The sequence below is a fragment of the Ktedonobacteraceae bacterium genome, from assembly GCA_035653615.1.
Classification (GTDB): domain Bacteria; phylum Chloroflexota; class Ktedonobacteria; order Ktedonobacterales; family Ktedonobacteraceae; genus DASRBN01.
Genome location: DASRBN010000012.1, coordinates 143732 through 156720 on the forward strand (window position 1 = coordinate 143732; position 12989 = coordinate 156720).

Consider the following 12989-nt stretch of genomic DNA (forward strand, 5'->3'; position numbering starts at 1 on the left):
CTGTTCCTCACAAATATCCATGTTCTCGATAGTACCGCTCCGCACCTGCATGAAGTGGAATCGGCACCGACCGGCACATCTCTTCAGGCTGCATAGGATAATGCAGCGCGCTCTGGTTGAGCGGGAGCGAGGTATAGCGGGACTCGAAAGCCTGCCGGTCCTCGACAATGATGCTCGCCGCCAGGTACGCCACCTCCTCCGGTACGTCCTCACGTGTCACGATCAGCCACTGGCTGAAGTCCACGCAAGGGATGGGCTGCGTTACTCCCGGCAGTTCCCCAGGCTCAACATTGGCACGCTCGAATCCATAGTGGTGATACAGGCCCTCCAGGATGAGCCGGTGGATGGGGAAAAGCCGGTACGATTTCTGCCCAAGCTTCGGCCAGAGCGTGATGGCTTCAAAGAAGAGCGCATCCGCCTCTCCACTCGCGAAGCGCTCCAGTGCGGGAAACGGCGTCTCCGAGCAAAGCCATTGCCCACCCCATTGCTCAAGGTCTTCCCACATCATGCTGTGCGCATTGAGAATCTTCTCGACGGTGTAGCCGATCATGTTGATGCCATCGTTGATACCTGTTGCGATGCGCAGCGGCGGGCGCTTAGCAACCAGTTCAGGCAGTGAACGAACGCCATAGCGCTCAGAGGCCCCGGTGCTGATCGCCAGCAATAATCGATCGCGGTGCGGAAGGGCCGCAAGTGAGCGTAGTTGTGGATGGGTTTCGGGATACGGCCCCAGGCCCTTGAAGGCCATGAGCGCGTTCACACCTGGCGTAGTGATGGCGATATCTACTGTGCCATCAAGCACGGCATTCACATTATCGAGCATACCTCGCCCGGTGTAGATGACGAAGGTCGAGTTTTTGGCCGTGCGCCAGCGCATGCCCGTCGCAATCCAACCACAGGCGCTGGTGAGGTTGTCCATGCCCCAGCCGCCCATAAAGCGCAGGTAAACTTCCAGGTCGCTTTTGCCCCAGTTCAGTTCGGTACTCATCAATCAGACCTCTTTAGAGGATGGAGTATCAGGATCAAAAAACATCATGTGTCACGTGTGGTCTCGGCGAAGAGGCTTTCAATGCCCGGACGCGAATCGAGCTGCCCTTCGTAGTGCAGTTGCTCAATAAGCACCTCGAGCATTGTCCGATTCGCGCTTATGCCGGAAGGATAAGGGTCTGTACCAAAGATCGCTGCCTGCCGTGCGAAATCCCCGCTGGGAAACAGCAAATAGGCTTCGGCAGCTTGCAGTGCCGACTTATAGGATTGTTGCTTGGCCTCCTCAAACATATCGTAGAGCGCTCGCGCCAGTTGGGGTTGCCGAGCCAGCAAGCGTCGTTGCACGATCACGGTGTGATTGACCGGTGTCGTGCCGGTCTTGCGAGCAAATTCCGTAATCAATTGCCGGGCCTGCTCTGAATCTAATAGTTTGCGCACATGCTGCCCTTCGCTCACCGGTGCAACCGAGTAGTCACCAAAAGCCGCGTCAATTTCACCCCGCTTGAGCATTTCGTTTAACGTCGTGCCAGGTTCCAGTTCGAGCACACGTACCTCACGCCCGGGCGGCGGTTCGTGAAAACCGATCAGCGTGCTGTGACGCTGAGATGGAGACCGGCCATTGATCCAGGTAATATCTTCCGGGCGGATTCCGTAAAGTTGCCACAGCATGATGCGCATCCAGATCGAGGCGGTCATGTTGTAATCCGGGAGGCCAATCCGCTTACCGGCCAGGTCGGCCCAGCTTCGAATGCCGGCATGTTCGTTAACGCAGAGTTCCAGCGGTAGGAATGCCTTAGAGAGGAAGATAGGGAGAGATGTCCATCCCAGGTGCGTCCATTTCGGCCTGTCGTTGACAACCAGGTAGCCCGACAGCGAGAACTCGAACACATCAAACGGGTTCTCGCCGAGGTGCCGGAGATTGAGGGCGGCAGGATGCCCAAATTCCCAGTCGAACTCTATGTCCTCCGTCCCAACGCTGCCATCAAGCAGCGGCTGAAGGCGTGGGTTGTGCATAAAGGCGGCCTTCAAGCGCATAGGTGTCTCTCTCCAGGATTACAACGAGAGCTTCAGCAATCTGGCGGCATTGCCTCCCAGGATAGCGCGTTTGTCTTCATCGCTGATCGGCAGCTCCTGCACCAGTCGCTTTGCTTTTGGTAGTAAAGGCAGAAGTGGCGGGGCATCGCTGCCAAACATTACGTGATCAACTCCTACCGTCTGGATGCCACACATCAGAGCGGGAGCATGATAGCTCACACTATCCATGTAGAGCTTGCGCAGGTAATAGCTCGGCGCGTGAGAGATAAGCAGCGGTTCATACGTACCGAGGAAATGCGCAAAGTCGCCCAGTTCATAGGCGTAATCCATACGTCCGATGACTTCGCAGATGCCGCCGCCCAGGTGAGCGCCCACAAACTTCAAGTCCGGCAACTGCTCGAAGACGCCGCGCACGATCATGCGTGCAATCGCCAGGCATTCATCGAATGGTCGCCCTATGCTCGAGGTGAGGCGGTACATGCGCATGCATTCTTCGCCGAAACTCGAGGCCGGCGCGTGAATCATGACGGGCACATCCAGACTGTTGATGAGTTCAAAGAATGGGCGGGCGCGGTCCTCATCTGGATATGCCCCCTGGTGGCTGGAATTGATAAAGACCCCGTGCAGGCCATACTCGCGAATGGCCCGTTCGAGTTCCTTGAGAAACTCGTCCCCGCCACCAGGAATCGAACTGGTGAAGACCACGACACGATCTGCATAGCGCTGCTGCACCCCGGCGGCGTACTCATTCCAGCGTTTGATGGCCGAGAGCGCCTGCGAGTCCGACATCGTCTTGAGATAATGGATGGGATTGGTGACGACGCAGAAGTCGATGCCGGCCCGCTCGTGCGCATCGAGCAGCTTCTCGATGGTGAGCGGGCAGTCACCTCGCCATTCAGGTGCCGCAGCTACCTCCGGTGGGTAGATATGCGCGTGCCAGTCGATGACCGGCGAGCGGTTCTCCCCTGAATTGTTCAATTGGCTACGCTGAGCGGGTGAGATTTCGCTTCCTGCCATCCGTTATTCTCCTGGTAGGCTTGCTCACGATAGAAACCGAACGGCTCCTGCATTGGAAAGTCGCTATACGAGAAGAGCACGACTTCTTCATCGCCTGCGACATGCTCATGCCAGGCCCAGGTCGGAACGACGAAGATATCGTTCTGTTCCCAATCATGACGCTGGCCGTTGATTACACTATAGCCGGAGCCGCGCGCAACGCAGTAGACGGTGCTGGTGGTATGACGGTGCGCCTTCGTATGCGCTCCCGGCTTGAGCAATTGCAGGTAAGCCGCGATGGTGGCAAGGACATGCCCACCCGTTACCGGGTTGACATACTCGACAATCGTGCCATCATACGGGTCTTGTTCGGTCGCCTGAAGGTTCTTCAAGGCCTCGTAGGTGGGCTGCCACTTGTAGACACACAAAGGCGAGAATGGCGTCGTGGGCCGGTTCTTGACGGGAAGCACGCTTGCAGTGCCAAAGGTGTTCAGCGACTCGCCCTCTGGTCTTGTCACAGGCTGCGCCTCGTCGATTTCCTCGTAAAAGATGGGGCGTAAAGCGTTGACAAATGGAAAGTCGAGGCCATCCAGCCAGACCATCGGTTCGCTTTTGCCCTCGTGCCCGTGATCGTGCCACTTCCAGTTAGGTGTCAGCACCAGGTCGCCTACCTCCATAAAAATCTTCTCACCCTCTACCACCGTGTAAGCGCCATGCCCGCTGAGCATAAAGCGCAGGGCCGAATAGGAGTGCCGGTGCGCGGGCGCGATCTCGCCTGGCATTAACATCTGCAGCGATGCCACCAGGGATTGGGTAGCTCCCACGAAGCGCCTGCCCGGGTTCTTGAAGGTGATCGCCCTCCGCTCGGCGCCCTCGCCCAGTTTGACAACCTCGACCGACTTCCGTAGCAGGGGCAGCAAGTCTTTATAATGCCAGACGTACCCAACCTCGTCCGGTTTCGGCTCGGTCTGCTGCGACTCCGCCAGCTTCCAGAGAGGGATAACGTTAGCCTGCTCCAATGACTGGTAATACTGTGCAGGATTGACTGCTGTAACTTCGCTCATAAGAGTGTCCCTTTCTCGAATGCTTCAGAAACGTGGCAGGGCAAGCCCTACCTGCCTATCTTTAAACGCATCACGATCCTGTAATACGGGAGCATCATCTTGAAATACAGGAAAAGCGTATCACCGCTATGCTCTTCCTGTCAAGCGCGAACGCATCCTTTAGCTTACGGCAGGAGCGCTTGCAGCCTCCCGCGTAGATGCCTTGAAATGCGGCATCACATGTTTTGCGAAAAGTTCGATTGTGCGCATAGCCTCGGCTTCCGAGATATTGCCAAAGGTGACCTGCATCGAAGGTTCCATCTCACCGAAGAGGCCGCGCAAGTAGTTGATGTGCTCCACCACATCATCGGGCGTCCCTACAAAGGCCGTACGATTGTCGAGATTCGTCTTCCAGGTCTGTGAGGAGATGGCGGAGACGAGTTTGTCGTAGCCGGGATAACTGAGCGAAGAGGTATTCTTCCAGCCGCTGACAGCCTCGGTAAAGACTTCGAGGTAGGTGGTCATGGGACGTTTGTAGCCCTCGATGGCCTCTTCGCGCGTCTCGGCTATATAGCAGTGGAAGGACATCTGAACCTGCTCTTTACCCGGTTCATGCCCCGATTCGCGCCATGCCTGTCGGTAGGCCTTCACGAAGTTGCTGGTGCGCTCAAGGCCACCCGCGTAGGGCACGATCATCAGGTTGTAGCCCTGCCGACCGGGCCAGGTGAACGACTCTTCCGAGGATATCGCCGCTATCCAGATCGGCGGATGAGGCTTCTGGTAGGGGCGCGGCATGGAATGTACGTCGCGAAGATGATGGAAGCGCCCATCAAAGGTCACACGATCTTCCGTCCATAGACGCTTGATGACCTCAATGCCCTCCTCGAAGCGAGCGCGGCTCTCATCCATAGGTATATGGAACGCTTCGAACTCATCGGGGATGAAGGCACGTCCGAATCCAACATCCAATCGACCCTGGCTAATGTTGTCCAGCATCGCCAGCTCACCTGCTAGCTTGATAGAATTGTTGAACGCGGGGATCACCGCTCCTGTGATGGGACGCATATGCTTCGTGCGGGCCGCGATAGCCGCCAGCAGAATGCCTGGATTGGTAGAGTAGCCTCCATATTCGTGAAAATAGTGCTCGACGGTCTTGACCGAGTCAAAGCCTAGCGCATCGGCTCGTTCGCAGATACGCAGCGTCTGGGCAAAGTAATCCGCCGCCGATAGTTCGCTTGAGCGAAAGGCGGGAAAAAAGTTGAGGCCAAACTTCATAAAAGATATCTCCTTTCTATCTCACATAGATATCCATCCGGCCTATTTTCTCGATCTCAAAGGTCATCCTATCCCCGGCAGCAATCTTCCCTACACCGGGTGGCGCACCGGTGCTGATGACATCGCCAGGATTGAGCGTCATGATCCTGGAAATATAGGCAATCATCTGCGGTATCTTGACCTGCATTTCTCTCGTGTTCACATCCTGGCGTGGTTCATTTTGAGCATTCAGCCACAGCCGGATACGCAGGTCGTGCGGGTTTCCTACTTCGTCGGCGGTCACCAGCCAGGGGCCGATAGGCGTAAAGCCATCGTAGGATTTGCGAGTAGAGCGATCACCCTGACCCCGTACTGTTATGTCAAGTACTCCGGTATAGCCCAGGACGTGTTCCAACGCCCGCTCTTCAGGAATGTTTTTTCCGCCCTTGCCGATGATGAAACCTAGTTCTGATTCGTGATGGATTTCGGCATCACCAACATCCGGCAGTTCAATCGCATCGCCCGGACCAATAATCGAGCTGGGAGCTTTGAGAAAAACTCCAAATTCCAGCATCCAGGCCTCATAGGGGCCCCTTGCGGTCATCTCACCTACATGAGCGGCGTAGTTAGCGGCCGCGGCCACAATCTTCTGAGGCCAGAGCACCGGAGCATTGAGCTTGACTTGAGAGAGCGCTACTTCCTGGCCTCTTGCAGCCTCGGCCTCGATGCGTGGCCGCATCTCATCAAAGTCGTGGCACAGGCGCAACCACCAGTTGGGCGCGTAACCATTATCCCAGTGCGGTAGCGCCGCCGTCACGTCGATCATCTGTTCGCCTTTGAGAACCCCCAGGCGATTGCCATTAAAGAGCGCTAATTTCACCGCATCTCTCCTCGTGTACATGGAAGCAAATGGTAAAACTCAACCCTACAATGTACATCTCAATTGCTCTTGCTCAAGCACGGCTCGGAATTGGTTGAGCAGTAGCGCGAGCGGAAATACAGCAGCGGCTGCGACTCCTGCCCATCCGCACCCGTTATATCGTTATAGTGCATGTCGATGACCTCGCCCAGAAAGAGCGTATGATCACCACCCTCGTACTGTGCCACTACCCGGCACTCCAGGTATGCCATCGCCTCGTCAAAAAGTGGAACGCCCGTCTCGCCCGTGTGCAGCTTGATATCGGCAAAGTTTTTCCCTTCGCCCGTATCCTTGCGAGCAAAACGCTCCGAAAGGTACTGCTGTTGCGCCGTAAGGATGTTCACGCCGAAAGTATGGCTCTGAATGAGGATCGGATACGTTTGCGAAACGTTATCAATGCTGATCAGCACCAATGTGGGATTTAGCGAGACCGAGCAAAAAGCACTGACAGTCAGGCCATAGAACCTGCCCTCAAGTACGGTTGTCACGACAGTGACACCGGTAGCAAAATGAGCCATGGTACGGCGAAATTCGGCAGGAGTGACAGGCATTGCTACCTCCAGGCGCTGAGCAAAGGATGCCTTATAAAGGCCCTATGCGACGGCAATAATAGTTCCACGTGTTCTGTATGGCTTCAGGATGATACATCTTTCGCTTCGCCAGGCATTCCTCGTCGCCGGTATAGCGCAGGTGCTGGCTCGATGCCAAAGCCAGGAGCTGAAGTTGGCTCGCCCGCTCCAAATTGAGCGCTGCAATCACAGCCAGCTCGATAGTCTCAGCGGCAACCACGATGCCGTGATTGACGAGGTAGCACGCTAGCGCATTCCCCAGCGTAGCCGCAACGGCCTCACCAAGCTGTCGTGTGACAATCAGGTTAGAAGTCATGGTGAAGCGCGGCACGTCCGGAGGAGTAAACATGCAGCCCTCATGCGAGATCGCCCGCAATGGCTGCTCAGTCGCGGCAAAGGCGATAGAGTAGGGTGGGTGCGTATGAATGACACACCGGATTTCAGGACGAGCGCGAAAAATCTCCGTATGAATCGGGTATTCCAGGTGACGAGGGAATTTACCTTCAAGCACCTGGCCGTCAAGGTCCATGCGGATAAGCATTTCGGGGGTGATTTCATCCAGTCCCATCCCTGCCGGTTTCATCCAGAAATTTTCGGCTCCAGGCAAACGATGGGTCACGTGCCCATAAATCGCATCATTCTGTCCGTTAGCAGCCAGAATGCGACAGGCATAGGCAAGCTCGCTACGCAGCTCCATGCTTTCCCCTGAAAATAATGCCATAGATACCTCTCCGGTCTCGTCCTTCACATCTTTTGCCGAGTACATACTTCCCCTTTCAGAAACCTGTACTTTCTGAACATTATGTCTTATAATATGAGACGGATATCTTGATTTATAGGAAACATAGCATCTAGCAGAGCATTTGTCAAGATATTGGCAAAGCCGCAATCACCAAGAAGGGAGATCCAAGAATGGCAGAATCTTCACTTCCCGGCGACGCTCGTATTCCAGCCGACCTTTCGGCATCCGATGTTCGTGCGACTGATCTTCCCGAAGCCTTGCAGGCTCCAACTCGGAGAGTCGGTGCGGGCTTCCAGGTTCTCTTCCTGCTGGCGAATATCGTTACCTGGCTTGCTAAGTTCCCTTTCACACAAATCGTGCTACCCCTGCAAATCCTGGCATTTGATCCCGGCAATAAAGTGGCCGACCTGGCTATCATCACCGGTGTCGGATCATTCTTCGGCCTCGTTGTTAACCCTATCGCAGGGGCTTTAAGCGATCGTACCACCAGAGCGTGGGGCCGCAGGCGACCCTGGCTCATCGCAGGTGGATTGCTTTCCGCGGTGGTCCTTGTACTGCTTGCCTATGCGCCCGGCGTGATTGGCCTGCTCATCGAATGGATCGTCTACCAGATCGTTGTCAACGCGGTACTGGCGGCCCTGCTCGCGACCATTCCCGACCAGGTGCCACGCAGCCAGCGCGGGACCGTCTCAGCCTATACCGGCCTCTCCTACCCGCTTGGACTGATCCTGGGCACGCTATTGGTAACGCGCGTGCTGAAATCGGCGATTGCTCCTTCGTACTACGTAATTGCCGCTATTTTCCTGGTAGTCATAGTGGCCTTTGCCTTGATATTGCCCGACAAGCAACTGGCAAGGGGAATCATGCCATCATTTCATCTGGGTAGGTTCCTCGCCAGCTTCTGGATCAGCCCCAGGCGCTATCCCGATTTTGCCTGGGCCTGGATCACCCGCTTCCTGCTGATTATGAGTTCGGCTGTCGTCACCGTCTACTTGCTCTACTACCTGCAAGATGTGCTACATTTCAGCACCGGCCTTGCTGCCCAGCGTGCAACCACCTTCAACAGCATCTACGGCGTCATACTCATTGTCTTCGCCTTCCTCAGCGGCTTCGTCTCAGACAGAATCCAGCGCCGCAAAATCTTTGTGATGAGCGCAGGCATCATTGTCGCTGTATCGATGCTCATCCTCGCCTTCGTTACCTCTTGGGCCGGGGTGCTCGTGGCTGCCGCCATCTTTGGACTTGGCTATGGCGTCTATATCGCCGTCGATATCGCGCTTATCACCGAAGTGCTCCCTTCGGCCGGCGACCGTGGCAAAGATATGGGCGTCTTCAATATTGCCAACTCGCTGCCACAGGTGATCGTTCCAATCATAGCCGTCATCACCGTCAGCTCTTTCCACAATTACAGTGTACTCTTTGTCGTCGTAGCGATTGCCGCCGTCCTGAGCGGCGTATTGATCGCCCCAATCAAGGGAGTTCGTTAAGTATATACAACCCGGTATACCCTGAAAGGAGAAAGTCGTATGACACGATTGTATATAGCCATGCAGAATTCACTGGCGATAGTGATCGGCCACAACGGGAGCTGGAAAACAGAGGTAAAACTCGACGGCATGCCAGTTTATGATGTAGCTGTAGACCCGTTGAATTCCGATCGCGTCTATGTGGCTACTATGGGGAACGGAGTTTTGCGCAGCGATGACGCGGGTGAAACCTGGCATCCCGTCGGCCAGGGCATTACGCACGATGTGGTGATGTCAATCGCCGTCAGCCCTATCGAGCGCATTGGCAAATACGCCGTGGTCTGGGCAGGAACCGAGCCGAGCGCCCTGTTCCGCTCAGAGGATGGTGGTGAAAGCTGGCAGGAGAGACCGGCGCTGCTCGATCTTCCGTCGAAGCCAACGTGGAGCTACCCACCCAAACCCGATACACACCACGTGCGCTGGATTCAACCGGACAGCCATGATCCGGGTCTCATCTTTGTTGCCATCGAACAGGGCGGCATCATGCGCAGCCTGGATGGTGGCCTGACCTGGGAAGACCGCAAACCGGGAGCGCAGCGCGACGGTCATACGCTGAGAACGCATAAGCTGGCTCCCGGGCGTGTCTATGAGGCGGCGGGGGGAGAAGACCCGCAGTTCGTGACCGAAGAGTTGGGAAGGTACGTTGTCATGTCGCGAGGCGGCTATGCCGAGACACGCGATGGCGGGGCAACCTGGGAAACCATTACAGATGGGCTTGACCGACACTATCTCTTTGGCCTGGCCGTTGACCCCGGCGACCCCGACATCATTGTCGCTTCAGTGACACGGGGACCCGAGCAGGCCCATAGGCCACCAACATCCGAATCGTTCATCTATCGTCGCGCTCATGGTAAACCGTGGGAGCTGGTTAGCGAGGGCCTGCCCGCTGCAAGAGGAACGCTGGTGTACTCCCTGGCTTCCAACGAAGACGAGCCCGGCATATTCTATGCCGCGACCAACAAGGGCGTCTTCCGCTCGGCAGATGCTGGCAAGACCTGGAGGCAACTTGATGTGGGCTGGCCTGAGCGCTATCGCATGGCTCATGCGCGTGGCATGCAGGTCATCTCTTAAGTCGGAGTGTAACCATGCCAACAACGCAACAGGAAGAAATGGCGACCGCGGGATGATGCCATGCAGCACTTCTGCCATGTCGCGTTCGGTTTTGGCTCGCCGAATCCTTTCTGTTATCGATATCAGCCTTATTCTAATGAGGGCGGACCTGCCTCCGCCCCATCCATTCTTGACACATATATGGCCGGGTGATACCATAATTCCAAAATTACAGGATACGTATCCTGAATAGCAGGAATCTTATAGATAAGTACCATGAAACAAGATCTAACCCGCACTCCAGAAACCACTGCATCGCAGGGACGTAACGCCACTGCTGATCGCGCCATTGACGTATTATTGCTCTTCAACGAGCAGCAGCCAGTACTGACAGCAGAAGACATCTCCGAGCAACTGGGTATGCCACGCAGCACAACCTATCGCTACCTGCAAAGCCTGCGCTCGTATGGATTAGTCGAGGAAAACGATAGCAGCGGTGGATTTCGCCTGGGACTGGCGGTATTCCGCCTCGCCCGCGCCGCTCGCCAGGGCATGGGCCTCTCCGAGGTCGCGCTTCCCATTATGCACGAACTGGCTGCTCAGACAGGCGAGACAGCGCTGCTGACCCGGCGCACGAATTCGCACGTTGTCTGTATAGAACGCGTTGAAAGCCAGCAGCGGGTGCGCCTCTCTTACGAGCGAGGGCAGGTGCTGCCGCTGCACGCCGGAGCATCGGCGAAGGTGCTGCTCGCATATCTCGACCCGGAAGAAATCGAGGCCATTCTCAGCAACGGCCCATTTCCCCGCTATACCGAGCACACCATGACCGATCCCGACACCCTCCGCAGGCAACTCGAGGTCATTCGCAGCAGAGGATACGCGATGAGCGAGGGAGAGGTTGATGATGGCGTGCGGGGCGTGGCTGCTCCCATCTTTGATACACATAAGCGCGTCGTGGCCGGTTTGAGCGTGGCAGGACCAGCGTTTCGTATCAATGATGATGTTTTGCCCGGCGTTATTCAGGCCGTGCAGGAGGCCGCCAATCGCATCAGCAGTCGCATACGCGAACTCGATCTGTAATGTACGCGGACCGCTTTCTGGAGCACTTCAAGAGTTCTTCAAGCAGGCCAGGGCTATACGCGCCGGGACCGCAAACAAACAGGAGATACTTCTAGAGGAGGCACATGCATGATGAAAACGCTCGAAGGTTTTGCACCCTATCCTCCAGAATTTATCGCTCGCTATCGAGAAGCAGGCTACTGGGAAGACCGCTCAATGGCCGATTTCTTCGCGGAGGTCTGCCAGCGCTTCGCACCTCGCATTGTGCTGGTAGCGGGGGATGAACGCATCACGTATGGTGAGCTGGATGCCCGGGCAGAGCGACTCGCGTTGCACTTGCTCAAGCTGGGTTTGCGCCCCGGTGACCGTTTCGTCTTGCAGCTCCCGAATGTGCCGGAATTCGTCTATTTCTACCTTGCGCTCCAAAAAGCCGGCATCATGCCTGTAATGGCCCTGCCGCCTCATCGCTATACGGAGATCAGTCACTTCGTCAAGCTGAGTGAAGCGGTTGGATACGCTCTCCCCGAACGCTTAGGCAACTTCGAATTCGCTGCTATGGCCGAAAGAATTCGAAGTGAGAATCCGCACCTGCGCTGGGTATTTGTCCTGGGCGATACCATCTTTCCCGAATCGATCTCCATCCGGCATCTTCTGCAAACTGAGAGCGGGCTTCCTAAAGAGCGACTGGCCCACATCGAGATTGATCCCCTGCTTCCCGCCCTGTTCCTGCTCTCAGGCGGTACGACAGGCGTACCCAAGCTCATCCCGCGCACGCACAACGACTACATTTACAACTCGAAGGCGGCGGCCGCTATCAACGATATTCATCCAGATGATGCGCTGCTGCTTGTCTTGCCCATGGCCCACAATTTCCCGCTGGCATGTCCCGGCATGCAGGGCTTCCTGATGCATGGCGCTCGCTGTGTCCTCAGCACTTCGACCCAGGCCCAGGATGTGTTCTCGCTGATTGAGCGCGAAAAAATTACCCATCTCGAACTGGTTCCCACGCTACTCATCCGTCTGCTGAACGATCCTTTGCTCAAGGAGTACGACCTGTCGTCTGTCCGCATCGTCAATACAGGGGGTCAGAAGCTCCAGCCCGAGGTAAAGCGGCGTACAGAAGCGCTCATTCCTTCCTGCAAGGTGCAAGAAGTATTCGGTATGGCCGAGGGGCTGCTCAACTACGTACGGCTTGATGACCCGGATGAACTCCGCTACGAGACCGTGGGCCGGCCGGTCTCTCCCGGCGATGAACTGCGGCTGATCGACGACGAGGGCAACGAGGTGCCTGAGGGGGCAACCGGAGAACTGCTTGTCCGGGGTCCGTATACCCTGCGTGGCTATTTCCGTGCCCCCGAACACAACGCAAAAGCGTTCACTCCCGATGGTTTCTACAAGACGGGAGACCTGCTCAGGCGTCACCCATCGGGCAACTACATCGTCGAAGGTCGCAAGAAAGACTTGATCAACCGGGGCGGTGAAAAGATCAGCGCGGAAGAAATTGAGAACCTCATGCTCGCTCATCCCGCTATTCTAAATGCGGCATGCGTACCCATGCCAGATCCGATGTTAGGAGAGCGCGTGTGCGCCTTCGTGATCCTGCGCCCAGGAATGACCCTCATGCTTGAGGAGTTGACAGGCTTCCTCCTCGCTAAAGGTATCGCGAAATTCAAGCTTCCTGAGCGCCTTGAAGTTGTGGACGATTTCCCCATGTCGAAGTTCGGCAAGGTGGCGAAAAACGTGCTCACACAGCAAGTGACTGAGAAACTTGCGCAAGCTCAGGTATGAGTGGCCTGGCCATCAGGCCAC

12 protein-coding genes are annotated in these 12989 nt (G+C 56.2%); 4 read left to right on the forward strand and 8 right to left on the reverse strand.

The window, feature by feature from the left end; translation table 11 throughout:
* Window positions 1–7: 7 nt before the first annotated feature.
* The 8 genes from VFA09_06825 to VFA09_06860 all read right to left on the reverse strand — a co-directional run bounded on the left by VFA09_06825 (window position 8) and on the right by VFA09_06860 (window position 7524).
* Window positions 8–988, reverse strand: a complete 981-nt coding sequence (locus VFA09_06825; GenBank protein HZU66976.1) for a TAXI family TRAP transporter solute-binding subunit — start codon at window positions 986–988, stop codon at window positions 8–10.
* 44 nt (window positions 989–1032) lie between these two features.
* Window positions 1033–2022, reverse strand: a complete 990-nt coding sequence (locus VFA09_06830) for a hypothetical protein (GenBank protein HZU66977.1) — start codon at window positions 2020–2022, stop codon at window positions 1033–1035.
* 18 nt (window positions 2023–2040) lie between these two features.
* Entirely contained in the window at window positions 2041–3039 is a 999-nt protein-coding gene (locus tag VFA09_06835; protein ID HZU66978.1) for an amidohydrolase family protein, read from the reverse strand.
* Window positions 2997–4082 (reverse strand): cupin domain-containing protein, encoded by a 1086-nt coding sequence (locus VFA09_06840; GenBank protein HZU66979.1) that lies wholly within the window; start codon window positions 4080–4082, stop codon window positions 2997–2999. The genes VFA09_06835 and VFA09_06840 overlap by 43 nt, the downstream gene beginning before the upstream one ends.
* 159 nt (window positions 4083–4241) lie before the next feature.
* Entirely contained in the window at window positions 4242–5336 is a 1095-nt protein-coding gene (locus VFA09_06845) for an LLM class flavin-dependent oxidoreductase (GenBank protein HZU66980.1), read from the reverse strand.
* Between the two features lie 16 nt (window positions 5337–5352).
* Window positions 5353–6195, reverse strand: a complete 843-nt coding sequence (locus VFA09_06850) for a fumarylacetoacetate hydrolase family protein (GenBank protein HZU66981.1) — start codon at window positions 6193–6195, stop codon at window positions 5353–5355.
* Between the two features lie 59 nt (window positions 6196–6254).
* Complete coding sequence (locus tag VFA09_06855) at window positions 6255–6785, reverse strand: flavin reductase family protein (protein ID HZU66982.1); 531 nt, start codon at window positions 6783–6785, stop codon at window positions 6255–6257.
* Window positions 6786–6816: 31 nt separating this feature from the next.
* Entirely contained in the window at window positions 6817–7524 is a 708-nt protein-coding gene (locus VFA09_06860) for a class II aldolase/adducin family protein (protein ID HZU66983.1), read from the reverse strand.
* Between the two features lie 191 nt (window positions 7525–7715).
* Between VFA09_06860 and VFA09_06865 the strand changes: the two genes are divergently transcribed.
* The 4 genes from VFA09_06865 to VFA09_06880 all read left to right on the forward strand — a co-directional run bounded on the left by VFA09_06865 (window position 7716) and on the right by VFA09_06880 (window position 12968).
* Window positions 7716–9032, forward strand: coding sequence for an MFS transporter (locus tag VFA09_06865; GenBank protein ID HZU66984.1), 1317 nt, complete (start codon window positions 7716–7718; stop codon window positions 9030–9032).
* 39 nt (window positions 9033–9071) lie between these two features.
* Entirely contained in the window at window positions 9072–10142 is a 1071-nt protein-coding gene (locus VFA09_06870) for a glycosyl hydrolase (GenBank protein ID HZU66985.1), read from the forward strand.
* Window positions 10143–10397: 255 nt separating this feature from the next.
* Window positions 10398–11201, forward strand: coding sequence for an IclR family transcriptional regulator (locus VFA09_06875; protein HZU66986.1), 804 nt, complete (start codon window positions 10398–10400; stop codon window positions 11199–11201).
* Window positions 11202–11309: 108 nt separating this feature from the next.
* Window positions 11310–12968 carry an AMP-binding protein gene (locus VFA09_06880; protein HZU66987.1) on the forward strand — a complete coding sequence of 553 codons (1659 nt, stop codon included), beginning with the start codon at window positions 11310–11312 and terminating at the stop codon, window positions 12966–12968.
* Window positions 12969–12989: the final 21 nt, after the last annotated feature.